Annotated in this window: 22 protein-coding genes and 1 pseudogene; 6 read left to right on the forward strand and 17 right to left on the reverse strand. The window is 72.9% G+C overall.

Going from position 1 to position 25,909, the window contains the following annotated elements:
- Window positions 1-18 precede the first annotated feature (18 nt).
- The 5 genes from IE308_RS15040 to IE308_RS15060 all read right to left on the reverse strand — a co-directional run bounded on the left by IE308_RS15040 (window position 19) and on the right by IE308_RS15060 (window position 7,469).
- Window positions 19-1,008: an SMP-30/gluconolactonase/LRE family protein gene (locus tag IE308_RS15040; RefSeq protein WP_190218360.1), complete on the reverse strand. Its 990-nt coding sequence runs from the start codon at window positions 1,006-1,008 to the stop codon at window positions 19-21.
- Window positions 1,009-1,294: 286 nt separating this feature from the next.
- Window positions 1,295-2,740 carry an aldehyde dehydrogenase family protein gene (locus tag IE308_RS15045; protein ID WP_190218361.1) on the reverse strand — a complete coding sequence of 482 codons (1,446 nt, stop codon included), beginning with the start codon at window positions 2,738-2,740 and terminating at the stop codon, window positions 1,295-1,297.
- Between the two features lie 216 nt (window positions 2,741-2,956).
- Window positions 2,957-3,523: an EF-Tu C-terminal domain-related protein gene (locus tag IE308_RS15050; RefSeq protein ID WP_190218362.1), complete on the reverse strand. Its 567-nt coding sequence runs from the start codon at window positions 3,521-3,523 to the stop codon at window positions 2,957-2,959.
- Window positions 3,524-3,563: 40 nt separating this feature from the next.
- Window positions 3,564-5,234 (reverse strand): PucR family transcriptional regulator, encoded by a 1,671-nt coding sequence (locus tag IE308_RS15055; protein WP_190218363.1) that lies wholly within the window; start codon window positions 5,232-5,234, stop codon window positions 3,564-3,566.
- 114 nt (window positions 5,235-5,348) lie between these two features.
- Entirely contained in the window at window positions 5,349-7,469 is a 2,121-nt protein-coding gene (locus IE308_RS15060; RefSeq protein ID WP_110631274.1) for an ATP-binding protein, read from the reverse strand.
- 296 nt (window positions 7,470-7,765) lie between these two features.
- Here IE308_RS15060 and gabT point away from each other — a divergent pair, with 296 nt between their 5' ends.
- Window positions 7,766-9,100: a 4-aminobutyrate--2-oxoglutarate transaminase gene (gene gabT / locus IE308_RS15065; protein WP_110631271.1), complete on the forward strand. Its 1,335-nt coding sequence runs from the start codon at window positions 7,766-7,768 to the stop codon at window positions 9,098-9,100.
- 142 nt (window positions 9,101-9,242) lie between these two features.
- The gene (locus IE308_RS15070; RefSeq protein WP_229908893.1) at window positions 9,243-10,085 is read left to right on the forward strand and encodes a phosphatase PAP2 family protein; all 843 of its coding nucleotides are present in this window, start codon (window positions 9,243-9,245) and stop codon (window positions 10,083-10,085) included.
- Here the strand turns inward: IE308_RS15070 and IE308_RS15075 are convergent.
- From IE308_RS15075 to IE308_RS15110, 8 genes are all read right to left on the reverse strand, one after another.
- The gene (locus tag IE308_RS15075) at window positions 10,024-11,829 is read right to left on the reverse strand and encodes a chitinase (protein WP_190218365.1); all 1,806 of its coding nucleotides are present in this window, start codon (window positions 11,827-11,829) and stop codon (window positions 10,024-10,026) included. The genes IE308_RS15070 and IE308_RS15075 overlap by 62 nt on opposite strands.
- Before the next feature lie 93 nt (window positions 11,830-11,922).
- Window positions 11,923-12,375, reverse strand: coding sequence for a hypothetical protein (locus tag IE308_RS15080; RefSeq protein WP_190218366.1), 453 nt, complete (start codon window positions 12,373-12,375; stop codon window positions 11,923-11,925).
- Between the two features lie 134 nt (window positions 12,376-12,509).
- Window positions 12,510-13,937, reverse strand: coding sequence for an NAD(P)/FAD-dependent oxidoreductase (locus IE308_RS15085; protein WP_190218367.1), 1,428 nt, complete (start codon window positions 13,935-13,937; stop codon window positions 12,510-12,512).
- 22 nt (window positions 13,938-13,959) lie between these two features.
- Complete coding sequence (locus IE308_RS15090) at window positions 13,960-14,760, reverse strand: ABC transporter permease (protein WP_190218368.1); 801 nt, start codon at window positions 14,758-14,760, stop codon at window positions 13,960-13,962.
- On the reverse strand, window positions 14,761-15,690 hold the full coding sequence (locus tag IE308_RS15095; RefSeq protein WP_190218369.1) for an ABC transporter permease: 930 nt from the start codon (window positions 15,688-15,690) through the stop codon (window positions 14,761-14,763).
- Window positions 15,690-16,844 carry an ABC transporter ATP-binding protein gene (locus tag IE308_RS15100; protein ID WP_110631249.1) on the reverse strand — a complete coding sequence of 385 codons (1,155 nt, stop codon included), beginning with the start codon at window positions 16,842-16,844 and terminating at the stop codon, window positions 15,690-15,692. Before IE308_RS15100 ends, IE308_RS15095 begins: the two co-directional genes overlap by 1 nt.
- Window positions 16,841-18,088, reverse strand: coding sequence for a polyamine ABC transporter substrate-binding protein (locus tag IE308_RS15105; protein ID WP_190218370.1), 1,248 nt, complete (start codon window positions 18,086-18,088; stop codon window positions 16,841-16,843). The genes IE308_RS15100 and IE308_RS15105 overlap by 4 nt, the downstream gene beginning before the upstream one ends.
- Before the next feature lie 53 nt (window positions 18,089-18,141).
- Entirely contained in the window at window positions 18,142-19,650 is a 1,509-nt protein-coding gene (locus IE308_RS15110) for a gamma-aminobutyraldehyde dehydrogenase (RefSeq protein ID WP_190218371.1), read from the reverse strand.
- A 211-nt stretch (window positions 19,651-19,861) separates the two neighbouring features.
- Between IE308_RS15110 and ybiA the strand changes: the two genes are divergently transcribed.
- On the forward strand, window positions 19,862-20,449 hold the full coding sequence (gene ybiA / locus IE308_RS15115) for a riboflavin biosynthesis intermediates N-glycosidase (RefSeq protein ID WP_229908894.1): 588 nt from the start codon (window positions 19,862-19,864) through the stop codon (window positions 20,447-20,449).
- A gap of 65 nt (window positions 20,450-20,514) precedes the next feature.
- Here the strand turns inward: ybiA and IE308_RS36930 are convergent, their stop codons facing one another.
- A complete protein-coding gene (locus IE308_RS36930) occupies window positions 20,515-21,555 on the reverse strand; it encodes a DUF4190 domain-containing protein (protein ID WP_229908895.1) in 1,041 nt (346 codons plus the stop codon).
- A 64-nt stretch (window positions 21,556-21,619) separates the two neighbouring features.
- Between IE308_RS36930 and IE308_RS15125 the strand changes: the two are divergent.
- Window positions 21,620-22,799: pseudogene (locus IE308_RS15125) on the forward strand (adenosine deaminase); the annotation flags it as partial.
- A 69-nt stretch (window positions 22,800-22,868) separates the two neighbouring features.
- Window positions 22,869-23,591 carry a glycerophosphodiester phosphodiesterase gene (locus tag IE308_RS15130; protein ID WP_190218372.1) on the forward strand — a complete coding sequence of 241 codons (723 nt, stop codon included), beginning with the start codon at window positions 22,869-22,871 and terminating at the stop codon, window positions 23,589-23,591.
- Here IE308_RS15130 and IE308_RS15135 read toward each other — a convergent pair.
- On the reverse strand, window positions 23,588-24,190 hold the full coding sequence (locus tag IE308_RS15135; protein ID WP_190218373.1) for an NADPH-dependent F420 reductase: 603 nt from the start codon (window positions 24,188-24,190) through the stop codon (window positions 23,588-23,590). The two genes, IE308_RS15130 and IE308_RS15135, sit on opposite strands and share 4 nt — an antisense overlap.
- A 69-nt stretch (window positions 24,191-24,259) precedes the next feature.
- Here IE308_RS15135 and IE308_RS15140 point away from each other — a divergent pair, with 69 nt between their 5' ends.
- A complete protein-coding gene (locus IE308_RS15140; protein ID WP_190218374.1) occupies window positions 24,260-24,619 on the forward strand; it encodes a winged helix-turn-helix transcriptional regulator in 360 nt (119 codons plus the stop codon).
- A gap of 42 nt (window positions 24,620-24,661) precedes the next feature.
- Here the strand turns inward: IE308_RS15140 and IE308_RS15145 are convergent, their stop codons facing one another.
- Both IE308_RS15145 and IE308_RS15150 read right to left on the reverse strand, forming a co-directional pair.
- A complete protein-coding gene (locus tag IE308_RS15145) occupies window positions 24,662-25,192 on the reverse strand; it encodes a hypothetical protein (protein ID WP_190218375.1) in 531 nt (176 codons plus the stop codon).
- A gap of 65 nt (window positions 25,193-25,257) precedes the next feature.
- A complete protein-coding gene (locus tag IE308_RS15150; RefSeq protein WP_110631221.1) occupies window positions 25,258-25,782 on the reverse strand; it encodes an HXXEE domain-containing protein in 525 nt (174 codons plus the stop codon).
- Between the last annotated feature and the right edge of the window lie 127 nt (window positions 25,783-25,909).

A 25,909-nucleotide genomic window follows, 5' to 3' on the forward strand; every position in this document is an offset into this window, starting at 1 on the left:
CCGCGCCGTACGGCGGGATCAGCCGGGCAGCCGGGGGAAGTGGCCGCGCAGGTGCGCGAGGAGCAGGTTGGGGTCCTGCTGCGTGAAGTACGCCGCGCTCGGCACGTACACGGACCGGCCGCGCACGGCCACGGAGGTCGGGTTGGACAGCCCGTCCTCACGGGTCAGCACGACGGAGCGGTCGCCGTCCGGGCGGATCCGCACGACCTGGTTGGCCTGGATCAGGGCGGCGAACACGGTGTCCGAGTGGTGGCCGGCGAAGGCGAAGTCGTCGATCGCGCCGAGCCCGGTCGCCCGGGTCTCGATCGCGCCGGCGGACCCGTCGGCGCGCACGGGGATGCGCAGCAGCGTGCCGCGGTCGGTGTTGGACACCCATACGGCGTCGTGGTGGACCTTGATGCCGTTGGCGCCGAAGCCGCTCGCGGGCGGGGCGGGCAGCGGCCTGAGCGGGGTGCCGGTGGCCCAGGCGGTGGGCGTGCCGCCCTGCTGCGGGACGCGCCAGACGGTTCCGCGCACCGAGTCGGCGGCGTACAGCACGCCCCGGCGCTCGTCCAGGGCGAGGCCGTTGGGCAGGCCGTTCGCCGGCAGGTGCGCGATCTGCACGGGCGCGCTGCCGTCGGGGGCGAGGCGCCAGACGCCGGTCAGGCTCGTGCCGGTGGCGTAGTTGACGTAGAGGGTGCCGTCGTGGGCGCGGGCGATGCCGAGCACGAGCGCGTTGTGCAGCAGGGGCGTGTTCGGGTTCGCCACGGCCGGCAGGGTGGCCAGGACGCGGGTGTCGCCGCGCAGGGTGACGCGCGCGACCTGGCGGGCGAAGGCGAAGGTCAGGTCGGCGGAGCCGTCGGGCTCCAGGGCGATGTTCTCCGGGGTCTGGCCCGCGGCCAGGTCGAAGTGGGCGATGATGCGCGCCTGCAGCGGTGCGTCCTGGTCGCTCACCGCGGGAGCCGCGGCGAGCAGGCTCAGGGCGAGAGCGGCCGTGACGGCAGCGGCCAGGCGGGACGGTCGGGGCATGCGGACCTCTTTTCGTGCGGTGCGGGGGCGCCGGCGCACGGCGCCCGGAAGAGGTGTGACCGCATGAGGCCCTTGGGCAGGCGCCCGCTTCCCCGCTTTCGCCCCGGCGGGCTACACCTGGGGGCCGGTTACCGCGCGGGTGGGTGACGGCGGGAACCGTCGCCGCGGGGCCGCGTGGAACCCTCGCCGCAGACCCGGGGACCCGGCGCGGTGCGGCGACCGGGCATGACGACGGCCTGAGCCCCCGCACAGTGGGCTCAGGCCGTCGGGCTGAGGGGTGGTCGGCTCAGAGGGCGAGACCGGTGAGCACGAGGACGCGCTCGTAGGTGTAGTCCTCCATCGCGAACCGCACGCCCTCGCGGCCCACGCCGGACTGCTTGACGCCGCCGTACGGCATCTGGTCGGCGCGGTAGGAGGGGACGTCGCCGATGACCACGCCGCCGACCTCCAGGGCGCGGTGGGCGCGGAAGGCGGTCTGCAGGTCGTGCGTGAAGACGCCCGCCTGGAGGCCGAACTTGGAGCTGTTGACCGCGGCGAACGCCTCGGCCTCGCCGTCCACCTTCTGCACGGTGAGGACCGGCCCGAAGACCTCCTCGCAGGCGATGGTGACGTCGGCCGGGACCTCGGCGAGGACGGTCGGGGCGTAGGAGGCGCCGTCCCGCTTGCCGCCCGCGAGCAGCTTCGCGCCGGCCGTGACGGCCTCGTCCACCCAGCTCTCGACGCGCTTGGCGGCGTCCTCGCTGACCAGCGGGCCGACGTCCACCTTGTCGTCGGAGGGGTCGCCGGTGACCTGGGCCTCGACGGCGGCCACGATGCGCGGCAGCAGGCGGTCGTACACCGACGCGTCGGCGATCACGCGCTGCACGGAGATGCAGGACTGGCCGCCCTGGTAGTTGGAGAACGTCGCGATGCGGGTGGCGGCCCAGTCCAGGTCCTCGTCGCTCGCCCAGTCGGCCAGCACGACGGCCGCGCCGTTGCCGCCCAGCTCCAGCGTGCAGTGCTTGCGCGGCACCGAGTCCATGATCGCGTAGCCGACCTTGTCGGAGCCGGTGAAGGAGATGACCGGCAGCCGCTCGTCCTGGACCAGGGCGGGCATGCGGTCGTTCGGCACGGTGAGGATCGACCAGGAGCCGGCCGGCAGGTCGGTCTCGGCCAGCAGCTCGCCGAGGATCAGGCCGGAGAGCGGGGTGGCCGGGGCCGGCTTGAGGATGATCGGGGCGCCGGCCGCGATGGCCGGGGCGACCTTGTGCGCGCACAGGTTCAGCGGGAAGTTGAACGGCGCGATGCCGAGCACGACCCCCTTGGGGAAGCGGCGGGTGATCGCCAGGCGGCCCTGGCCGCCGGCGTCGGTGTCCAGGCGCTGGCCGTCGCCGCCGTTGAAGCGGCGGGCCTCCTCGGCCGCGAAGCGGAACACGGACACCGCGCGGCCGACCTCGCCACGCGCCCACTTGATCGGCTTGCCGTTCTCGGCGGAGATCAGCTGGGCGATCTCCTCGGTGCGCTCGGCGAGGCGCCTGCTGACGTGGTCCAGGGCGGCGGCGCGCACGTGCGCCGGGGTGGCGGCGAACTCGTCCCGCACGGCGTACGCGGCGGCCACGGCCTCCTCGACCTGCGCCTCGGTGGGCACGGCGACCGTGCCGACGAGCCGGCCGTCCCACGGCGAGGTGACGTCGAAGGTGTCCTCGCCGGTGGCCTGGCGGCCGGCGAGCCAGAAGGCGTGGGTGGAAGTCATGTGCGAGTCCCGGCCCTTCCGCGTTGGGGGTGTTCTTGGCTGACGTGGTCCACGGTAGGGGCGCGCGGGCGGTCGGGGGCTTGTCCGAAACGTAGTGGTGGAGGGGTGGGGGTACTACGGATTGGCCCGTCGGGTTCGTCCCCGCGGCTCAGGACGCGCGGCTCAGGGTCGCGGCTCCGGACGCGCGGCTCAGGGTCGCGGCTCAGGACGCGCGGCTCAGGACCCCAGCCGCAGCACGGTGCCGGTGCCGGCGGCCCGGCCGTGGTGGCGGAACGCGAAGCGGTGGCCGGGTTCCAGGGGCGCGGGGTGGCCGAGCGCGATCCGGACGGTGGCCCGGTGCAGGGGCGGCAGGACATCGGGGCCGGAGAGTAGGTGCACGGTGCCGGGCACGACGTCGGTGCGCACGTGGAGGACCAGTGTCTCGCCGGAGCGCACGTCGGCGCCTCCCTCGTCCTCGGACAGCAGGTCGATCTCCGCCGTGAACTCGGCGCAGGCGCCGATCGTGCCGGGCGCCGCGAGGACGTGCCCGCGGCGGACCGCCGTCGCGCCGGGCAGCAGCAGCCCGACGGTGCGGCCGGCGCACGCCTCGGGGACGCCGGCCCCGTGTGCGTCGATGCCGGTCACGATGGCGGTGCCGCCGGCGCCGGAGCCGACGATCTCCACCGCGTCGCCTGTGCGGACGGCACCCCGCTCGATCCGCCCCGCCGCCATGACCAGCCGCCCCTGACGCAGCGGGAAGACGTCCGCGACCGCCATCAGAAACGGCACCGCCCCCTGAGTCACGTACCGCTCCCCCGCGTCACGTACCGCTCCCCCACGCCACCTACTGCTCCCCCGCCGTCGCCTTCAGCGCCAGCCACAGCTCCATCCGCACGTCGGGGTCGTCCAGGGAGCGGCCGAGGATCTCCTCCACGCGGCGCATCCGGTAGCGCAGGGTGTGCCGGTGGACGCCGAGGTCGGCGGCGGCCGCGTCCCACTGGCCGTGCCGCGACAGCCAGGCCCGCAGGGAGGCGACGAGGTCGCCGCGGCCGGTGGCGTCGTGTTCGTGCAGCGCCCGCAGCAGGCCGTCCGCGAAGGCCTTCACCGCGTCGTCGGCGAGCAGCGGCAGCACGGACCCGGCGGCCAGCTGCTCGTGCTCCACGCACACCCGGCCCCGCCGCCGCGCCACCGACAGGGCCTGTTCGGCCTGCTTGTACGCGGCGGACGCGGCGATCGGCCCGGCGGGCGCGGACAGGCCGACGACGAGTTCGTCCTCGTCGGCGGCGCCCTGGTCGCGGGTCTCGACGGCCCGGGCGGCCTCCAGCGCCGCCGCGTACTCGGTGCAGGCGGCCACGGCGGCGCCCTCGTCGGCGGCGAGCACGACGAGCCGTTCCCCCTCGGGTACGACGAGGACGGCCTCGCCGGCGCGGGCGGCGGCGGCCTCCACGCTCTCGGCGAGCCCGCCGAGCGGGTCCCCGGACGCCCCGGGGGCGGTCGCGCCGGTGGCCGACGGCGGCTTGGTGCCGGTCACGCGGGCGTGCGCGTCGGCGTGGGCCCGGGCGGCCGACGCGGACGCGGACTCGGCGACGATCAGCCGGAAGGGCGCGTCCAGCAGCCCGCCGTACAGGTCCCCGGCGACCGCGCGGGCGTGGTCGGGCTCCCCGGCGAGCAGCATGCGCAGCACGGCCGCGCCGATGCGCTGCTCGGCGGCGTGCAGCGAGCGGGAGCGCTCGGTGGTGAGGGTGAGCAGGGCGATCGCGGAGTGCACGGCGTAGCGCTCGGCGGTGCCGAGGGCGGCGGCGGTGCCGACGGCGAGCGCGGCGCGCGGGCGGCGCCCGGTGCCGAGGGAGTGCAGCTCGACGCGGTCCTCGTGGTCGGGGCCGCCGACCACGGAGGAGGCGGGCGCGGGCCGCTCGCGCAGCCGTTCCACGTCGGCGGTGAGCCGCGCGGCCCGGCGGCCGGCCCACTCGGGCGCGGTGGCGACGACGGCACCGGAGGCGTCGTAGAGCGCCGCCCAGCCGTCGACCTGCGCGGCGAGCGCGCCGAGCAGCCCCTCGGGCCCGGCGTTCAGGGCCTGTTTGGTCAGCTCGCGCTGGGCGGCGAACCCGGCGGTGACGGCCCGGTACTGGTCGGCGGCGATGGCCGCGGAGACGGCCTTGCTGATGGCGAGGAACGGGGTGCGGCGGGGCACCTCCAGCAGCGGCAGCCCCTCCTCGGCGCAGGCCTCGACGAGCGGGGCGGGGATCTCCTCGTAGTTGACGCCGACGGCGAAGCCCAGCCCGACCACCCCCGCGCCGGCGAGCCGCTTCACATAGCGGCGCATCGCCTCGGGGTCCTCGGCGTCCAGCTTCAGCGCGGTGATCAGCAGCAGCTCGCCGCCCTCCATGTAGGGGACGGGGTCGGCGAGTTCGCTCACATGGGCCCACCGCACGGGCACGTCCAGACGGTCCTCCCCCGCCCGCACGGTCAGCTTGAGCGCGGAGTGGTGGACGAGGGAGGCGAGGGTGGGGGGCATGAGGCCTTCAAGTAGGTGAGATCTCTGTGATCTTTTGGCCGTCACGTATGAACGACCTATGGCGATTCTGCCTCACCGTACGACCCCATGTGTGCGTACTGTGGCCGGATCCCGTCACCCGCGCAGGTCCACCAGGAGCGGCGGCGCGTGCTCCCCGTTGACGTCGGTCAGGGACAGCACGGCGTGCCCCGGCGGCACCGCGTGCGCCAGCTCGGAGGCGGACCAGCGTTCCCGCTCGACCTGGCGGACGGTGACGGCGCGGGCGGTGGGCGCCTTGCCGGTGATCACCCGGCGCAGCATGTGCACGGCCTTCCCGGCCGGGGTCTCGGCGATGATCTGCCGGTCGGTGACGTCCCGGGCCTCGGTCCACTCCTTGCCCCACACCTCGGCGAAGTCCTGCCCGTCCCACGGGGTGAGCCCGGACAGCGCGACCCGGCACCCGGTGGCCCCGAGCAGCGGCCCGCGCAGCGGACGCGGTACGTCGTCCAGTGTGCGCAGGGTGAGCACGGCACCGGCGCCGGCCGACCGCAGCCGCTGGATGCCGCGCACCGCCTCCGGGGTGACGACCCCGGTCGCGTCGTCCAGTACCAGGCAGGCGAAGAGCGAGCGGTCCTCCCGTACCGTCACGCTCGCCGTGAACTGGGCGAGGACCAGCCGGGACAGGATGCGGGAGGCGTCGGCGTGCCCGCGCTGGGGCAGGTCGATACGGACCCGGACCGGGTGGTCGAGGGCCTTGAGCGAGAACGGCCGTGAGCTGCCCGAGGTGTCGAAGAACCCGGCGAAGGCGGGGCGGTCGAGCAGCGCGATCCGGTCGGCGAGCACCCCGGCGACGTCGCCCGGGTGGGCCAGCTGCCGCTCGCGGGCGTCCAGCTCGCGCAGCAGCGACGCGTGCCCGCTCGCCTGGAGCCCCTTGCGCAGCTCGGCGAGCGGCCCGGGTGCTCCGTCGAGCAGCTGCCGCAGCTCCGGTACGGACGGGAAGCGCCCGTGGACGGCCCGGAACGGGCCCAGCAGCTGCGCCAGCACGGTGGTGGAGCGCCGGCTGTCGCTGCCGGGGTGCGGATCGGCGAGGTCCCCGACGAGCGCCTCGGCGAGCACGGCCGCCGCCTCGTCCGGGTCGGTGGTCCCGCCGTACAGGTCGAGGTCGTACACCGACTCCGGGTTGCCGATGCGGACGACGACGTCGTAGGCGTCGGCCGGGCCGAGTCCGGCGCCCGCCGCGCCGACCACGACGACCGCGGCGCGCCCGGCGAGCGCGTGCAGGCACAGCGACTCGGCGAGCGGCCGCACCACGCTGCCGGTCTTGCCGGAGCCGGCCGGGCCGACGGCCAGCAGGGAGGTGCCGAGCAGGTCGGGGCCGAGGGCGAGGCCGGCGCCGCGGTAGGCGTAGGGGTTGCGGGGGTCGTCGGCGGTGGTGCCGAGCCGGACCTGGCCGGTGAGCAGGTCGTGCCGGGCCTGCCGGGCGGGCAGGTCGCGGGCGCCGGACGGGTGCAGGCAGGCGGCGGCGCCCTCGCTGAGCACCGCGCCGGTGAAGGCGGTGAGGCTGTGCCGGCCGCTGCGCACGCCCTGCCAGGCGCGGGCGATCCGGGCGTGGTCGACGTCCCGCATCAGCCCGGCGCGCGCCTCGGCGGCGAGCCGTTCGGCGGCGTCGACGGCGCCGGCGGCCCGCAGCTGGGGCCACTCGGCGGGGTCCTCCTCGGGGGCGGGCGGGCGGCTCGGCGGGGCGGAGCGGCGCCAGGCGGGCGGGCCGTAGCGGCGCCACAGCTCGCCCCAGCGGCCGAGCCGGCCGACGCCGACCAGGATGACCAGCGCGATGAGCAGGTAGTAGGCGTAGACGACCACGACCGCGCCGAAGCTGTGCGGCTGGGCCCAGGAGTCCGGGATCATCGCGTACAGCGGCAGCAGCCACCAGCCGCCGAGGTAGCCGTTCCACAGCAGGGACCAGATGAGCCAGCCGACGAGGAAGGCGATCACCGCGCCGCTGATCAGCTGGCGGGCGGGCACCGCCTCGGGTTCCTCCTCGGGCCGCGGCACGTGCCCGAACCGCCACACCCCCGGCGCCGCCTTCGGCCGGGGCGTCCGCAGCCAGGCCAGGAACGCCGAGCCGTCCGGCCGGGGCGGCGCTCCGGGCGGGGCCGTGGGCATCGGGGGCACGGCGGGGCCCTCCGGGGGTGCCGCCGGACGCGGCACCGGGTTCGCCCGCGTGCCCCGCGCCTCGTGCGTCCCGTCGCTGTCCATCGCGTGTGCCCCCTGACCAGCCGTTCCGTCCACCGTCAGCGAGCCAATCTAACGCCCCGGCAAGGGGAGTTCACCGCTTACGCGGCCGGGCGTCCGGGAACCTCCCGGGACGGGCCCGTATCGGCTGCTCCCCTCCTGCCTCCCCCTTCTATGTCCATCGCGGACAACGACACGCGCCGACAACGCCCACATGGAGCATGCCCACCCCCCTCTCCCCGTCTTAACCTGCGGAAAAGAAGGCAAGAGTCCGTAAAACGCCATCCGTCTCACCCCTCCGTACCATCCAGGAGCCCCGCATGACCGCACTTCCGCAGGAGCGCCGCGTCGTCACCGCCATTCCCGGCCCGAAGTCGCAGGAGCTTCAGGCCCGCCGTACCGCCGCGGTCGCCGCGGGCGTGGGCTCCGTGCTGCCGGTGTTCACGGCGCGCGCGGGCGGCGGCATCATCGAGGACGTCGACGGCAACCGGCTGATCGACTTCGGCTCCGGCATCGCGGTCACCTCCGTGGGCGCCTCCGCCGAGGCCGTCGTACGCCGCGCCTCCGCGCAGCTCGCCGACTTCACCCACACCTGTTTCATGGTCACGCCGTACGAGGGCTACGTGGAGGTCGCCGAGGCGCTCGCCGAGCTGACCCCGGGTGACCACGCCAAGAAGTCCGCCCTGTTCAACTCCGGCGCCGAGGCCGTCGAGAACGCGGTGAAGATCGCCCGCGCGTACACCAAGCGCCAGGCCGTCGTGGTCTTCGACCACGGCTACCACGGCCGCACCAACCTCACGATGGCGCTGACGGCGAAGAACATGCCGTACAAGCACGGCTTCGGCCCGTTCGCGCCCGAGGTGTACCGCGTGCCGGTGGCCTACGGCTACCGCTGGCCGACCGGCCCGGAGAACGCGGGCCCCGAGGCCGCCAAGCAGGCCATCGACCAGATCACCAAGCAGGTCGGCGCGGAGAACGTGGCCGCGATCATCATCGAGCCGGTGCTCGGTGAGGGCGGCTTCATCGAGCCGGCCAAGGGCTTCCTGCCGGCGATCGTGAAGTTCGCCAACGACAACGGCATCGTCTTCGTCGCCGACGAGATCCAGTCCGGCTTCTGCCGTACCGGCCAGTGGTTCGCCTGCGAGGACGAGGGCATCGTCCCGGACCTGATCACCACGGCGAAGGGCATCGCGGGCGGTCTGCCGCTCGCCGCCGTCACCGGCCGTGCCGAGATCATGGACGCCGCGCACGCGGGCGGCCTGGGCGGCACCTACGGCGGCAACCCGGTGGCCTGCGCCGGTGCGCTCGGCGCCATCGAGACGATGAAGGAGCTGGACCTCAACGCCAAGGCGAAGAACATCGAGGCGGTCATGAAGGCCCGCCTCGGTGCCATGGCGGAGAAGTTCGACATCATCGGTGACGTCCGCGGCCGCGGCGCGATGATCGCGATCGAGCTGGTGAAGGACCGCGCCACCAAGGAGCCGAACCCGGAGGCGACGGCCGCGCTCGCCAAGGCCTGCCACCAGGAGGGCCTGCTGGTCCTGACCTGCGGCACCTACGGCAATGTGCTGCGCTTCCTGCCGCCGCTGGTGATCGGCGAGGACCTGCTGAACGAGGGCCTCGACATCATCGAGCAGGCCTTCGCCCGCATCTGAGGTCCACGAAGGGGGTACCTGAGGCAGAGCGTGTGAAGAACGTGTGCGAGGTGGATGGCAGGAGCCGGATCCGGCTGTCGCACCCGCACCCCCTGCCGTAGGTTCTACCCAGATGAGAGATACACCCCGCCCACAGGGGACTGTGGGCGATGCCAGGCCGGGGCCTCCCCAGCTTCGACCTGGTCGTGCCCTCGCGCACACCACCGGGGCCTCCGGCTCCGGATCTCCTCACCGATCGGACGGTCGCCCGCCCCAAACCCCCCGGGGCGCGCGGCGTTCCGGTCCGGACGGCCGCCCCGGAACCTCCCCCCCTGTTCCGGGGCGGCCGACCTCCTTCCGGCTCACTCTTCTGCTCGGCCTTCCGGCCGTCCTCTTCGCGCTGATGACCTGGCAGGTTCTGGCCGACGGCCCGCTGCTCGGGCCGGACCGGCGCCTGAGCCGGGTCCTGATCCAGCCCGACCGCTTCTCCGAGCTGCTCGCCGACCTCGGGAACGTGCAGGTGGCGGTGCCGGTCCTGGCCCTCGTCGCCGCGTTCGCCGCCTGGCGCGGCCGCGCCGCCGGGCAGGACCGCTGGTGGCTGCCGCCGCTCGCCGCGGGCCTCGCCATGGTCCTGGTGCCGGCGCTGGTCGTGCCGCTGAAGGAGTGGACCGACCGCCCCGGCCCACCGGTCGTGGTGCCACCGGGCACCGGCTACTTCCCCTCCGGGCACACCGCGACGGCCTGCGTGGCGTACGGCGGCGCCCTGCTGCTCCTCCTCCCCTCCGTCGCGTCGCCGGTGGCCCGGCGGGTGCTCCAGCTCGCGTGCGTCGTCCTGGTCTTCGGCGTGTCGTACGGCCTGGTCCGCCGGGGCTACCACTGGCCGCTGGACGTCGTCGCGAGCTGGTGCCTGTGCTCGGTCCTGCTGACGCTGCTGTGGCTGGTGCTCAGCCGAAGTAACCGTCGAACGTCCGCTGGAACTGCCAGCTCCCGAACCGGTCCCAGTTGATCGACCACGTCATCAGGCCGCGCAGGGCCGGCCAGGTGCCGTGCGTCGGGTACGAGCCGCAGTTGGTCTTCTTCGTCAGGCAGTCGAGGGTCCTGGTGACCTCGGCGGGGGCGACGTAGCCGTTGCCCGCGTTCGTCGACGCCGGCATGCCGATCGCGACCTGGTCGGGACGCAGTGGCGGGAAGACGTTGTTGGGGTCGCCGGCCACCGGGAAGCCGGTGAGCAGCATGTCCGTCATGGCGATGTGGAAGTCGGCGCCGCCCATGGAGTGGTACTGGTTGTCCAGGCCCATGATCGGGCCGGAGTTGTAGTCCTGGACGTGCAGCAGGGTGAGGTCGTCGCGCAGGGCGTGGATGACGGGCAGGTAGGCGCCGCAGCGCGGGTCCTGGCCGCCCCACTTGCCGGTGCCGTAGTACTGGTAGCCCATCTGCACGAAGAAGGTCTCCGGGGCCATGGTGAGGACGAACTTCGCGCCGTACCTGGCCTTCAGGGTCTTCACCGCGGAGATCAGGTTGACGATCACCGGGGTCTTCGGGTTGCGGAAGTCGGTGTCGTCGGCGTTCAGGGACAGCGAGTGGCCCTCGAAGTCGATGTCGAGGCCGTCCAGGCCGTACTCGTCGATGATCTTCGAGACGGAGGAGACGAAGGCGTCCCGGGCGGCGGTCGTGGTGAGCTGGACCTGGCCGTTCTGGCCGCCGATGGAGATCAGGACCTTCTTGCCGGCCGCCTGCTTGGCCTTGATCGCGGCCTTGAAGTCGGCGTCGCTCTCGGCGTTCGGGCACTCGGTGACCGGGCAGCGGGTGAAGCGGATGTCGCCGGAGGTGGTGGAGGTCGGCTCGCCGAAGGCCAGGTCGATGACGTCCCAGCTGTCGGGGACGTCGGCGAGGCGGGTGTAGCCGGCGCCGTTGGCGAAGCTCGCGTGGAGGTAGCCGACCAGGGCGTGCGGCGGGAGGCCGGGGGTGCCGCCGCCGGTGCCGGCGGTGGTCGTCGCCGTGACCGTCGCCGAGCGGGGGGACTCGCCCGCGCCGTTGAGCGCACCGACCTGGAAGGCGTACGCGGTCGAGGGCGACAGGCCGGACACCGTGGCCGAGGTGGCGGACGTGGTCTGCGCGCGCGTGCCGTCGCGGTACACGGCGTACGACGTCGCGCCCGCCACCGGCGTCCAGGACAGGGTCACGCTCGCCGAGGTCACGGTGGTGGCCGCGAGGCCGGTCGGGGCGGCGGGCGGCTGGGTGGTGGAGCCGCCGCCGGGGCCGGTGAGGGCGAGGTCGTCGGCGTAGTAGGCGCCGGTGCCGTACCAGCCGTGCGTGTAGACGGTGACCTTGGTGGTGGCCGGGCCGGTGCGGAAGGTGGTGGTCAGCTGCTGCCAGTCGGGGGCGGACTGGGTCCAGGTGGAGACGTCGGTGGTGCCGGTGCCGCTCGCCCCGAGGTAGACGTAGGAGCCGCGGACGTGGCCGGTCAGGGTGTACTGGGCGTTCGGCTGCACGGTCACGGTCTGCGCGCACTGGGCGTTGTCGCTGCCGGCCGGGGTGGCCCGCAGCGCCGCACTGCCGCTGTGCACCGGACTGCTGACCGTCGCACCGCTGTTCGCCGCGCAGGACCAGCCGTCGAGGCCCGCCTCGAAGCCGCCGTTGCGGAGTTGGTCCGCGTCGGCCGCACGGGCGGCCGACGAGAGCGCGGTGAGGGCGGGCACGGCGAGGGCCGTGGCCGTGAGGAGGGCGAGCAAGGGTCTGGAGCGGTCCACAACTGCCTCCGGGCGCGGGGGAATTCGGAAGGGTGGAGCGCGCCCAACTTGGTCCAGACCAATTCTCTTGTCAAGCCCTCCCGTACCGGAGGGTCAGTCGTCCTCCTCCCTCGCCAGGCCCGCCGCCGCCTCGTGCATCGCCAGTTCCAGCAGCGCCGGATCGGTCAGCGTGCCCGACCCGTCCGGCGTGACGAGCCAGCGGACGCTGCCGGTCATCCGGCCGGGGTACGGCACCACGATCCAGGTGCCGGGACCGGCCGTGCGGATGCCCGTGCCGAGCCAGCGGGCCGCCGTGCCCGGCGGGACGAAGAAGCCCATGCGGTTGTCGCCGAAGTCGACCAGCACCGGACCGGGCCGGTCGAGGATGCGGGTGAGGACGTCGAGCGTGGGATAGCCGAGGTCGCCCGGCAGGATGAGCACGTCCCAGGCCCTGCCCGCGGGCAGCAGGGCGACCCCGAGGGGGTTGCGCTCCCACTCCCAGCGGCAGGCCTCGGGGTCCGGTGCGACGGATGCCAGCCACTCCACCGCCGTCTTTGCCGCAGCCATGAGAAGACCTCCCGTTCTCTTCCGTGGACGCGGTCGCGTCGGAAGGAAGAGAGGGAGGTCTCCCCGGGAGCATTACGCGGGTTGCGCCGCCTCTTTCGAGTGAGGCACGTCACACAGCCGGGCCGGGCGCCGGCTCAGCTGTCGAAGCCCAGGCCCAGCCGGTCCATCGTGCGCAGCCACAGGTTGCGCCGCCCGCCGTGCGCGTCCGCGCGGGCCAGCGACCACTTGGTGAGCGCGATGCCGGTCCAGGCGAACGGCTCCGGCGGGAACGGCAGCGGCTTCTTGCGGACCATCTCCAGCTCGGTGCGCTCGGTCCGCTCCCCCGCCAGCAGGTCCAGCATCACGTCCGCGCCGAACCGGGTCGCGCCGACGCCGAGGCCGGTGAACCCGGCCGCGTACGCCACCCGGCCCTGGTGGGCGGTGCCGAAGAACGCCGAGAAGCGGGAGCAGGTGTCGATCGCGCCGCCCCAGGCGTGCGTGAAGCGGACGCCCTCCAGCTGTGGGAAGCAGGTGAAGAAGTGCCCGGCGAGCTTGGCGTAGGTCTCCGGGCGGTCGTCGTACTCGGCGCGCACCCGGCCGCCGTACGGGTAGATCGCGTCGTAGCCGCCCCACAGGATGCGGTTGTCGGCGGAGAGCCGGAAGTAGTGGAACTGGTTGGCCGAGTCCCCGAGGCCCTGCCGGTTCTGCCAGCCGACCGACTTCAGCTGCTCGTCCGTGAGCGGCTCGGTCATCAGCGCGTAGTCGTAGACCGGAACCGTGTAGGCGCGGACCCGCCGGACGAGGTTCGGGAAGATGTTCGTGCCGAGCGCCACCTGCCGGGCGCGGACCCGCCCGTACGGGGTGCGTACGGCCATGCCGGCGCCGTACGGCTTCAGCGTCAGGGCGGGGGTGTGCTCGTAGACGCGGACGCCGAGGGCGAGGCAGGCCCGCTTCAGGCCCCAGACCAGCTTGGCCGGGTTCAGCATGGCCACCCCGCGGCGGTCGTACAGGCCGGCCCGGAAGGTCGGTGAGTTCACCTGCTCGCGGACCTCGTCGGCGTCCAGGTACTCGACGCCGTCGGCGAGGCCGTGGCGCCGCATCTCCTCGTACCACTCGCGCAGTTCGGCCGCCTGGTACGGCTCGGTCGCGACGTCGATCTCGCCGGTGCGTTCGAAGTCGCAGTCGAGGGAGTGGCGGGCGACCGCCTGCTCGATCTCGTCGAGGTTGCGGGCGCCCAGCTCCTCCAGCTTGTGGATCTCGTCCGGCCAGCGGGTCAGGCCGTTGGGCAGGCCATGGGTGAGGGAGGCGGCGCAGAAGCCGCCGTTGCGGCCCGAGGCGGCCCAGCCCACCTCGCGGCCCTCCAGCAGGACCACGTCCCGCCGCGGGTCGCGCTCCTTGGCGAGGAGCGCGGTCCACAGTCCGCTGTAGCCGCCGCCGACGACGAGCAGATCGCAGGTCTCGGCGGCGGTGAGGGCGGGTTCGGGGCGGGGCCTGCCGGGGTCGTCCAGCCAGTACGGGACCGGCTGGGCGTCAGAGAGTGCTTGCGTCCATCGGTTGTCACGACTCATGGCGCTCGGGGCCATGATTTCAACTCCCTACGGGGGCTTATGCCTTTTGTTTGTTGCGGCGGTTCCCGATGACCATCGACGTCAGGACGAGCAGGACGGCGATGAGGAACATGGCCGTGCCGATCACGTTGATCTGGACCGGTGTGCCGCGCTGGGCCGAACCCCACACGAACATGGGGAACGTGACGGTCGAACCGGCGTTGAAGTTGGTGATGATGAAATCGTCGAAGGAGAGCGCGAAGGCGAGCAGCGCGCCCGCGGCGATTCCGGGGGCCGCGATGGGCAGGGTGACACGCAGGAACGTCTGCACCGGTCCGGCGTAGAGGTCCTGGGCGGCCTGCTCCAGGCGCGGGTCCATCGACATCACACGGGCCTTGACGGCGGTGACGACGAAGCTGAGGCAGAACATGATGTGGGCGATGAGGATCGTCCAGAAGCCGAGCTGCGCGCCCATGTTGAGGAACAGGGTGAGCAGGCTGGCCGCCATGACGACCTCGGGCATCGCCATCGGCAGGAAGATCAGCGAGTTGACCGTGCCGCGCGCCCGGAAGCGGTAGCGGACCAGGGCGAAGGCGATCATCGTGCCGAGGACGGTGGCGCCGAGCGTCGCCCAGAACGCGATCTGGAGGCTGAGCGAGAGCGAGCCGCACATGTCGGCGACGCCGCACGGGTCCTTCCAGGCGTCCGTGGAGAACTGCTGCCACTCGTAGTTGAAGCGGCCCTTGGGCTGGTTGAAGGAGAACACCGTGACGACGATGTTCGGCAGCAGCAGATAGGCGAGCGTCACGAGTCCCGCGAGGACGACGAGATTGCGCTTGAGGAAGTTGACGAAGGGCATTTAGACCAGATCCTCCGTCCCGGACCTGCGGATGTAGACCGTGACCATGAGCAGGATCCCGGCCATGAGGATGAAGGACAGCGCGGCGGCCGTCGGGTAGTCCAGGATCCGCAGGAACTGCGTCTGGATGACGTTGCCGATCATGCGGGTGTCGGTGGAGCCGAGGAGTTCGGCGTTGACGTAGTCGCCGGCCGCCGGGATGAAGGTCAGCAGCGTGCCGGAGACCACGCCCGGCATCGACAGCGGGAAGGTGACCTTGCGGAAGGTGGTCCACGGCCTGGCGTACAGATCGCCGGCCGCCTCGTGCAGCCGCCCGTCGATCCGCTCCAGCGAGGTGTACAGCGGCAGGATCATGAACGGCAGGAAGTTGTACGTCAGACCGCACACCACCGCCATCGGGGTGGCCAGCACGCGGTCGCCGGCCGTCCAGCCGAGCCAGCCGGTGATGTCCAGGACGTGCAGCGTGTTGAGCGCGCCGACGACCGGCCCGCCGTCGGCGAGGATCGTCTTCCACGCCAGGGTGCGGATCAGGAAGCTGGTGAAGAACGGCGCGATCACCAGGATCATCACCAGGTTCTTCCAGCGGCCCGCACGGAAGGCGATCAGGTAGGCCAGCGGGTAGCCGAGCAGCAGGCACAGCACCGTCGCCGACGCCGCGTAGGCGATCGAGCGCAGGAACTGCGGCCAGTACTCGGACAGGGCGTCCCAGTAGGTGGCGAAGTGCCAGGTGACCTTGTAGCCGGCCTCCAGCGAGCCCGTCTGCACGGACGTGGACGCCTGGTAGATCATCGGCAGCGCGAAGAAGACGATCAGCCACAGGATGCCGGGCAGCAGCAGCCAGTACGGCGTGAGGCGGCCCCGCTTGCGCGGCGGCTTCTTCTCGGGCGCGGTCGGGGTCAGAGGCGGTGGCGCCTCGGTCAGCGTCGCCATCAGACCGCCTCTTCCTCGATGCCCGCGTCGATGTCCTGGGTCGCGTCGAGGCCGAAGGTGTGCGCCGGGTTCCAGTGCAGGACGACCTCGGCGCCGGGGACGAGGCGGCCGTCGCGCTCGACGTTCTGGACGTAGACCGCGAGTTCGTCGCAGACGGGGCTGTCGATGACGTACTGCGTGGAGACGCCGATGAAGCTGGCGTCGGCGATCCTCCCGGTGACCCGGTTGCGGCCCTCGGGGATCTCCCCCGCGTCGTCGGCGTGCGTGAGGGAGATCTTCTCGGGGCGGACGCCGACCAGCACCCTGCCGCCGGCCGTGGTGGGCGCGGAGCAGCGCGCCTCGGGCAGGACCAGCTTGCCGCCGCCGGCCTTGAGGACGATGTCGTCGCCGCTCTTGGTGTCGACCTCGGCCTCGATCAGGTTGGAGGTGCCGAGGAAGTTCGCGACGAACGTGGTCTGCGGGTTCTCGTACAGGTCGGTGGGGGCGCCGAGCTGCTCGACGCGGCCCGCGTTCATCACGGCGACCGTGTCGGCCATGGTCATGGCCTCCTCCTGGTCGTGCGTGACGTGGACGAAGGTGATGCCGACCTCGGTCTGGATGCGCTTGAGCTCCAGCTGCATCTGGCGGCGCAGCTTCAGGTCGAGGGCGCCGAGCGGCTCGTCGAGCAGCAGCACCTTGGGGTGGTTGATCAGGGCGCGGGCGACCGCGACGCGCTGCTGCTGGCCACCGGAGAGCTGGTGGGGTTTCTTGCGGGCCTGCTCGCCGAGCTGGACCAGCTCCAGCATGTCCTCGACCTGCTTCTTCACGCTCTTGATGCCGCGCCGGCGCAGGCCGAAGGCGACGTTCTCGAAGATGTCGAGGTGCGGGAAGAGGGCGTAGGACTGGAAGACCGTGTTCACGGGCCGCTTGTACGGCGGCAGCGCGGTCACGTCCTGGTCGCCGAGGCGGACGGTGCCGGTGGTGGGCTCCTCCAGGCCGGCGATCATGCGCAGGGTGGTGGTCTTGCCGCAGCCCGAGGCGCCGAGCAGGGCGAAGAAGGAGCCCTGCGGGACGGTCAGGTCGAGCGGGTGCACGGCCGTGAAGGAGCCGTAGGTCTTGCTGATGCCGGAGAGGCGGACGTCGCCGCTGCTGTCTGTCGTCTTCATCGTCGTCACGCCCCAGTGAGCTTCGCGAACTTCGTCTCGTAGGCGGTCTCTTCCTGCTGGCTCAGTGAGCGGAAGGAACGGGACCTGGCCTGCATGGCCTTGTCGGGAAGGATCAGCGGGTTGGCCGCCGCGTCCTTGTCGATCTTCGCAAGCTCGTCCTTCACGCCGTCGACGGGACAGACGTAGTTGATGTAGGCGGCGAGCTGGGCGGCGACCGGGGGCTCGTAGTAGTAGTCGATGAGCCGCTCGGCGTTGGTCTTGTGCCGTGCCTTGTTGGGGACGCACAGGTTGTCGCTGGAGGTCAGGTAGCCGCTGTCGGGGATCACGAAGTCCACGTCGGGGCTGTCCGCCTTCAGCTGGACCACGTCACCGGCCCAGGCGAGGCAGGCCGCGAGGTCGCCCTTGGTGAGGTCGGAGGTGTAGTCGTTGCCGGTGAACCGGCGGATCTGGCCCTTGTCGACGCCCTTCTGCAGCCGGGCGATCGCCGCGTCGTAGTCGTCGTCGGTGAACCGGCCCGGGTCCTTGCCCATGTCCAGCAGCGTCATGCCCATGGTGTCGCGCATCTCGGTGAGGAAGCCGACGCGGCCCTTGAGCTTGGGGTTGTCGAGCAGGTCGGAGACCGACTTCACCTCGACGCCGTCGAGGGCCTTCTTGTTGTAGGCGATGACCGTGGAGATGCCCTGCCAGGGGTAGGAGTAGGCGCGCCCCGGGTCCCAGTCCGGCGTGCGGAACTGCGGCGAGAGGTTGGCGAAGGCGTGCGGTAGGTGGGAGGGGTCCAGCTTCTGCACCCAGCCGAGGCGGATCAGCCGCGCGGCCAGCCAGTCGGTGAGGACGATGAGGTCGCGGCCGGTGTCCTGGCCCGCGGCGAGCTGCGGCTTGATCTTGCCGAAGAACTCGTTGTTGTCGTTGATGTCCTCGGTGTACTTGACCTTGATGCCGGTCCGTTTGGTGAAGGCGTCGAGCGTCGGGTGGTGTTTGCCGCTGTCGTCGACGTCCATGTACTCGGTCCAGTTGGAGAAGCTGACGGTCTTCTCCGTGGCCGAGTGGTCCTCGGCGGACGTGCCGCCCGCGGTCTTGCCGGCCGCGGGGATCCCGCAGGCGCTCAGCGCCCCGAGTCCGCCCAGAGTGAGCGCGCCGCCCGCGGAGGCGCGCAGCAGCGAACGGCGGGTGAGGGCGGCCCTGCCGTTGCGGTAGCTGCGCCTGATGGCGGCCACCTGGGCCGGGGTCAGGCGGTCGGGCTCGTACTGCTCCATGCGCGTGGTGCCCTTTCGGGAGGGTTCGGCCGTGGTCGGCGGCCTTGGCGTGGCTATCGGTCCCCGAAGACGGTGCGGTGCCAGTCCTTCCTGGCCACCGCGGTGTTGTCGAACATGACGTGCTTGATCTGGGTGTACTCCTCGAACGAGTACATCGACATGTCCTTGCCGAAGCCGGACTGCTTGGCGCCGCCGTGCGGCATCTCGCTGATGATCGGGATGTGGTCGTTGATCCACACACACCCCGCCTTGATCTCGCGTGTCGCGCGGTTCGCCCGGTAGACGTCCCGGCTCCACGCGGAGGCGGCCAGCCCGTACGGGGTGTCGTTGGCGAGCCGGATGCCCTCCTCGTCGGTGTCGAACGGCAGGACGACGAGGACCGGTCCGAAGATCTCGGCCTGGACGATCTCGCTGTCCTGCGGTGCGTCCACCACCAGGGTGGGCCGGTAGTAGGCCCCCTTGGCAAGGTCCCCGCCCGGCGCCTCGCCGCCGGTCACCACGCGCGCGTAGGCACGCGCCCGGTCGACGAAGCCGGCCACCCGGTCCCGCTGGGCGTGCGAGATGAGCGGGCCGAGGTCGGTGCCCGGGGCGAACGGGTCGCCGAGCCGGACGGTCTCCATGAGGGCGGCCGTCCGCTCGACGAACGCCTCGTACAGCGGTCGCTGCACGTACGCGCGCGTGGCGGCCGTGCAGTCCTGGCCGGTGTTGATGAGCGCGCCCGCGACCGCGCCGTTGGCGGCGGCCTCGACGTCGGCGTCGTCGAAGACGACGAAGGGTGCCTTGCCGCCCAGCTCCAGGTGGAGGCGCTTGACGGTGGCGGTGGCGACCTCGGCGACGCGCTTGCCGACGGCCGTGGAGCCGGTGAAGGAGGTCATCGCCACGTCGGGGTGGCCGACCAGGTGCTCGCCGGCCACGCGGCCGGTGCCGGTGACGATGTTGACCACACCGTCCGGGATCCCGGCCTCGGTGGCGGCCTCGGCGAACAGCAGCGAGGTCAGCGGGGTCAGCTCGGCGGGCTTCAGCACGATGGTGTTGCCCGCGGCGATCGCCGGGAGGATCTTCCAGGCGGCCATCTGGAGGGGGTAGTTCCAGGGCGCGATGGAGCCGACGACACCGATCGCCTCTCGGCGGACGTACGAGGTGTGGTCGCCGGAGTACTCACCGGCCGACTGCCCCTGCAGGTGCCGTGCGGCGCCGGCGAAGAAGGCCGTGTTGTCGATCGTGCCCGGCACGTCGAACTCGCGGGTCAGCTTCAGCGGCTTGCCGCACTGCAGGGACTCGGCGCGGGCCAGCTCGTCGGCGCGGTCGGCCAGGCGGGCGGCGAAGCGGTGCAGGGCGTCGGAGCGCTCGGCGGGGGTGGCACCGGCCCAGGCCGGGAACGCCTCGCGGGCGGCGGCGACGGCGGCGTCGACGTCCTCGGTGCCGGCGAGCTCGTACGTGAAGACGTCGGTGCCGGTGGCCGGGTCGACCACGGCGTGGGTGGCGCCCGAGGTGCCGTGGGTGAGGCGGCCCGCGATGAACTGCGCGCCGTCCCCGAAACGTTCCTGTGCGGGGAACTGCATGTCGCTCTCCTCCGCCGGTCACCCCCCTCGAACGGGGGTGGGTGGCGTAGCTCCAGCTCGATTTGAGTGCCGATCCTGACAGAGCCATGGGACGCCAACAAGTGATTCCGTTGTTGCCTTTTGGTTACGCGACGGAATCTGTCGACCAGGTGTCGAGTCACGGCGGAAAAGGCAGGACGCAGTGTCAGTGGTGCGTGCCAGACTCGCATGCATGGAAAGGATCACGGGGGATGTCATGCGGACGATCGACTCCTGGGAGTCCCTGATCAGGCAGGTCCGCGCGGGCGCGGGCGTGAGGTACCTCTTCTTCTGGGGCCACCGGCCGCGGCCCGACGGGCAGGTCGGCGCGAGCTGTCTGAGCCAGTGGTGGCCGTCGCCGTTCGAGGTGGACGGGGTGACGTACGGGACGGCCGAGCACTGGATGATGGCCGAGAAGGCCCGGCTGTTCGGCGACGCGGAGGCCGAGCGGCAGGTGCTGGCGGCGGAGCATCCCGCGCAGGCGAAGAAGGCGGGGCGGCTGGTGCGCGGCTTCGCCGAGGACATATGGGAGCGGGAGCGGTTCCGGAGCGTCGTCGAGGGCAGCGTCCACAAGTTCGCCGCCCATCCCGGCCTGCGGGAGTTCCTGCTGAACACGGGTACGCGCGTGCTGGTCGAGGCGAGTCCCGTCGACCGGGTGTGGGGCATCGGCCTCGCGGCGGACGACGCGGCGGCGACGGACCCGGAGCGGTGGCGGGGGCCGAACCTGCTCGGGTTCGCGCTGATGGAGGCGCGGGAGAGATTGCGGAGCGGGGTGCGCTGAGGGAGCCCTTGCCCGGCCCCCGGCGATGGACCCCGGTGATCCGGGCCGGCCGGGCCGTCGTCGGCTCAGGTCGCCAGGACCAGCACCATCATGCCGATACCGAGGACCACACCCGCCACGCCGCAGATGATGCCGGCCAGGGCCTGGCCGGCGTTGGTGGCCTGGCCGCGGTTGGCCCTGCTGCGGCCCACCGCGCCGAAGACGATGCCGAGGACGCCGAGGACGATCGCCACCGGCCACAGGCAGAAGATCGCGGCCGACACGATGCCGACCACGAGCCCCGCGGTGCCGATCCCGTTGCTGGGCGCGGGCACCATGCCGGGCCAGCCGTAGTAGCCGCCGGGGACCGGCTGGGCCTGCGGGCTGTGGGCGCCGCCGTAGCCGTGCTGCGGGGGGTAGCCGTAGCCGCCGGCCGGATAGCCGTACGGCACCTGGCCGGGCCCCTCGGGAGCGATGGGCGGCGGCGGGACCGGCTCGCCGGAGGCGGGCGGCGCGAAGGGGTTGCCCTGCGAGCCGGGGGCGGGGGGTGCGAAGGGGTTGCCCTGCGTGCCGTCGCCGGGGGGCGCGAAGGGGTTGCCCTGCGAGCCGGGGGCGGGCTGGGCCGCGGGGCCGGGCGGGGCGAACGGGTTGACCGGACCGGCCGGCTGGGCGGTGCCGGAGGCCGGTGGAGCGAACGGATTGCCGGCGCCGTCGGCCGGAGGGGTGGGGCTCGGCGTCGGCGGGGCGAAGGGAGCGGCCGTGCCGGTCGGCTGGGCGGTGGCGCCCGTGGCCGGGTCGACACCCTCCGGGGCGCCCGGCATCGCGGCGATCGTCTGCTGGTCGTGCACGGTCGGGGCCGCCGGGGACGGCAGACCGGCGCCGACGGTGTGGCCGGGGCCCTGCTGGGCGTCGTCGGCGGGCGCGGCCCACGGGGCCGACGCCTGGGGCCGCGCTCCCTCGGTCGCATCCTGGGCGTCCGTCGCCGTGGCCGGCTCGCCCGGACCCTCGGGCTTGCCGAGGGAGACCGGCGGTGCGGCGTCCCGCTGCTCCGCGGACGTGTCCGCCTTGCCCAAGGACACCGGCGGCACCGCGTCGCGCGGTTCCGGCGTCGGCGCGTCGTCGGACATGCCCAGGACCCCCTCTGTGTAAAGCGTTCCGTCATGCTAAGGCCAAGGAAGATCCGCCGCCGCTCCGGCCTACGATGATCCCGAGTCACCGATCAGCCGATCACCCGCGTCCCGTCGCCCGCAGGGCCCGGGGACGCCGTCCCGGGGAGGACCCCTTGACCGACCGCTCCGCCGACCACGCCGTCGCCTCCACCGCTCCCGCCGACCCCGGCGCCCGCGCGCTGAACACGTTCATCGCGGGCCTGCCCAAGGCGGAACTGCATGTGCACCACGTCGGGTCCGCCTCCCCCCGGATCGTCTCCGAGCTGGCCGCCCGCCACCCCGACTCCAAGGTCCCCACCGACCCCGAGGCCCTGGTCGACTACTTCACGTTCACGGACTTCGCCCACTTCATCGAGGTGTACCTGTCCGTCGTGGACCTCATCCGCACCCCGGAGGACGTCCGGCTGCTGACCTACGAGGTCGCCCGCGACCTGGCCCGGCAGCAGGTGCGCTACGCCGAGCTGACCATCACGCCGTACTCCTCCACCCGGCGCGGTATCGACGAGCGGGCCTTCATGGACGCGATCGAGGACGCCCGCAAGGCGGCCGAGGCCGACTTCGGCACCGTGCTGCGCTGGTGCTTCGACATCCCCGGCGAGGCCGGTCTGGTCTCCGCCGAGGAGACGGTACGGCTGGCCACCGACGACCGGCTGCGCCCGGAGGGCCTGGTCTCGTTCGGGCTCGGTGGGCCGGAGATCGGCGTGCCGCGCCCGCAGTTCAAGCCGTACTTCGACCGGGCGATCGCGGCCGGCCTGCACTCCGTGCCGCACGCCGGCGAGACCACCGGCCCGGAGACGGTGTGGGACGCGCTGAACGATCTGCGGGCCGAGCGCATCGGGCACGGCACCAGCTCGGCGCGGGACCCGAAGCTGCTCGCGCACCTCGCCGAGCGGCGCATCCCGCTGGAGGTGTGTCCGACCTCGAACATCGCCACGCGCGCGGTGCGCACGCTGGACGAGCACCCGATCAAGGAGTTCGTGCGGGCCGGGGTGTTCGTCACGATCAACTCCGACGACCCGCCGATGTTCGGCACCGACCTGAACACCGAGTACGCCGTCGCCGCCCGTCTCCTCGACCTCGACGAGCGGGGCCTGGCCGAGCTGGCGAAGAACGCGGTCGAGGCGTCGTTCCTCGACGAGGGCGGCAAGGCCAGGATCAAGGAGGAGATCGACCGGTACACCACGGGCCGGCTCACCTCCTGAGCCAGTCGTCCCGTCGGCCTCCTGACCCCGTCGCCCCCGACATCCCTCGGCTGCCACCACAATGTGCGCATGCAGAACGTGACCGCCGTCGCCCACCGCGGCGACCCCTACCGCGTCCGCGAGAACACCCTCGACTCGCTCCGCTCCGCGCTCCGCCTGGGCGCGGACGCGGTGGAGATCGACGTACGGCTCACCAGGGACGGCGTACCGGTGCTGCTGCACGACGACACGCTGAAGCGGCTGTGGGAGCACGACCGGCCCCTGCTGTCGCTGTCGGCGGCCGAGGTGCGCGGCCTGACCGGCGGCGGGGTGCCGACGCTGGCGGAGGCGCTGGCGGCGACCGAGGGCAGCCGGGTCATGCTGGACCTGCCGGGCACGCCCGATGTGCGGGCGGCCCGGCGGGTGGTGGACGCCGTACGGGAGGCCGGGGCGCAGGAGCGCGTGTACTACTGCGCGGGCGCCCCGGCCATGCTCGCGGTGCGTGCCGCCGACCCGGCCGCCGAGATCGCCCTGACCTGGACGACGCTCGCGCCGCCCCGGCCGGCGCTGCTGGACGCGGTGCGCCCGCGCTGGCTCAACTACCGTTTCTCCCTGGTCGACCGGGCCCTGACCGAGCGCGTCCACCGGGACGGCCGTCTGCTGTCGGTGTGGACCCCGGACACCCGCCGCTCCCTGCGGCGCCTGCTGGACCTCGGCGTCGACTCGATCACCACCAACCGCGTCGACCTCCTCCTCGCCCTGCGCTCCTCGGACCGCACGGCCCCGGAGGACGACATGGCCGGCGGCTCCTAGGCCGCCCCGGAGAACGCCAGCGGCGGAGCGATCGCCTGGGCGTCCGCGCCCTCCCCCACCCACAGGCCGATCAGCAGCGCCGCCGTCGCCTCCAGCAGCCCCGCCCGGTCCAGTCCCCCGGCGTTCAGCGGCTCGCAGCCGAGGTCGCGGACGAGGCGGCGTACGACGGACAGCGCGGCCTCGTCGTCCCCGCACAGCGGGACGGCGAGCGGACGGCCGTCGAAGACCGGCGGGGTCGTCCGCCACACGTCCTCGTGGCACAGGTTGAACGCCTTGACGACGCGGGCCCCGGGCGCGGCGGCGGCAATGCGTTCGGCGGCCGCCGGTCCGCCGGCCGTCAGCAGCCGGAAGCCCGGCCCGACCGGGTTGGTGCAGTCGATCAGCACGCGCCCGCGCAGCTCTTCCGCCAGCTCGCCCACCACGTCGGTCGCGGCCTGCCAGGGCAGCGCGACCAGCACCGCGTCCGTCCCGTGCCCGGCCGCCTCCCGCAGCCCGGTGGCGGCCGAGCGGCCCCCGGCGACCACCTCGTGTCCGGCCCGTCGCCACTGTCCGCCGAGCGCGTCGGCCATGTTGCCCGTGCCGAGAATCCCGATCCGCATGTCTCACGCCTCCTGTCGTACGGGGAATCTCCGACGACAGTAGGCAGCGGCTCGGGCACCATTCGGTGCGTGACCGACGACGCGATGTTCCTCGCCGACTGCCGGGCCCGGCTCGCCTTCGACCTGCTCGCCAACACCTGGAACGCCGTGGTGGTGTGGGCGCTGCGCGAGGGGCCGCTGCGCCACGGTGAACTCCGTGCCCGCATCGGCGGGATCAGCCAGAAGGTGCTCACCGAGACGCTGCGCCGCCTGGAGTTCAACGGCCTGGTGGCCCGGCGGGCGCACGGAGGCTCTCCGCCCCGCGTCGACTACGCCCTGACCGACCTGGGCCGGAGTCTGCTGGCCCCGATCGACGCCTTCGGCGCCTGGGCGTTCGCCCACGGCGACGAGGTCATGGCCGCGCAGGAACGGCATGCGCAGGAGCCCTGAAGGGGCTCAAACGCCGGGCATCGCAGGAAGCCTGAAGAGGGCTCAAACGGCCGGTGCCCAGGCGGCCTTCGGCTCCAGGCCGGCCAGCCGCTTGATCTTCCGTCGGACGACGTACAGCGGGATCACGCCGAACACCCCGAACGACATGTCGATGACGGTCCACCAGAAGGGGATGCCGCGGACCGGCCCGCAGATCAGGGCGAGCGGGACGACTCCGGCGCAGGCGATCATCCCGAACTCCACGACCCAGATGTTGCGTACGGGGTCGCGGTAGGGACCGAGGAAAGCGACCGCGATGACGAGGTGGGCGAAGGCGAGCCAGTCGGTGCCGTAGAGGACGAAGGGGTAGCGGGCGTCGGTGGCGTCGAGGCCCTGCCGGACGCGCGTGATCCAGTCCATGAGCCCGGGCAGGTACTCGGGCACGGACAGGGCCCGCAACGCGTCCTCGGTCCACCGCAGTTCGTGGACGAGCGGGAAGGCGGTGGCGCCGCTGAGCACCAGGCAGACCACGAACAGGACCAGCCAGGCGCGGATGCCCTTCAGCAGGGCGGCTCTGTCACTCGTATCGCTCATGACGGCAGCGTACGCCCCGAGTTGAACATGTTCAAAAACACGGCCCCGGGGCGCCGCGCCCTGCCTTACCGGCCGAGCAGGCGCCGTGCCGCCGCGTGCGTCGCGACCGTGGCGGCCGCGGCCACGGCGAGGCCGACCGCCGCGTCACGCGGGCGGGTGGGGCGCAGCACCCCGGCGCGGCGCAGCCGGCCGCGCGCCCACAGCGTGAACGGCACGACCAGCAGGGGCGAGGTGGCGGATCCGGGGGTGTAGCCGCGTACCGCCGCGGCCTGGGCGAGGTGCACCAGGCCATGGAGGCCGAAGCCGTTGAGCGCCGCCTGGTAGAAGGCCGAGCGGCCGCCCGTGAGCTGCCCGGCGGCGGAGGCGGCGGTGACGACCGCCGCCATGAGGCCGACGGAGACGGCGAACTCCCGCTCGTCCACCGCTTCGGCCTGCCGCCACACCCGCTCCGGCACCGACGGGAAGCGTTCGCGCAGCTCCGGCAGGTTCCGCCGCAGCCAGCCCGGCAGCAGGGCCACCTCCTCGGCGTCGTGCAGCGCCCAGGCCGCGAGCAGTCCGAAGGTGACGGTGGCGGTGACGCGGTCGTCCATGGCTCCCCCTTGAGTGAACGGTCGGCACCTGTCTATCCCGATCGGGGTGCGCGGATACGGGTGGGGGGTATAGTCTGGCGACATCACCTCATACCCCCCAAGGGTATCCATCCCAAAGCAGCCAGAC

It is taken from the genome of Streptomyces griseosporeus (genome assembly GCF_014656055.1).
Classification (GTDB): domain Bacteria; phylum Actinomycetota; class Actinomycetes; order Streptomycetales; family Streptomycetaceae; genus Streptomyces; species Streptomyces griseosporeus.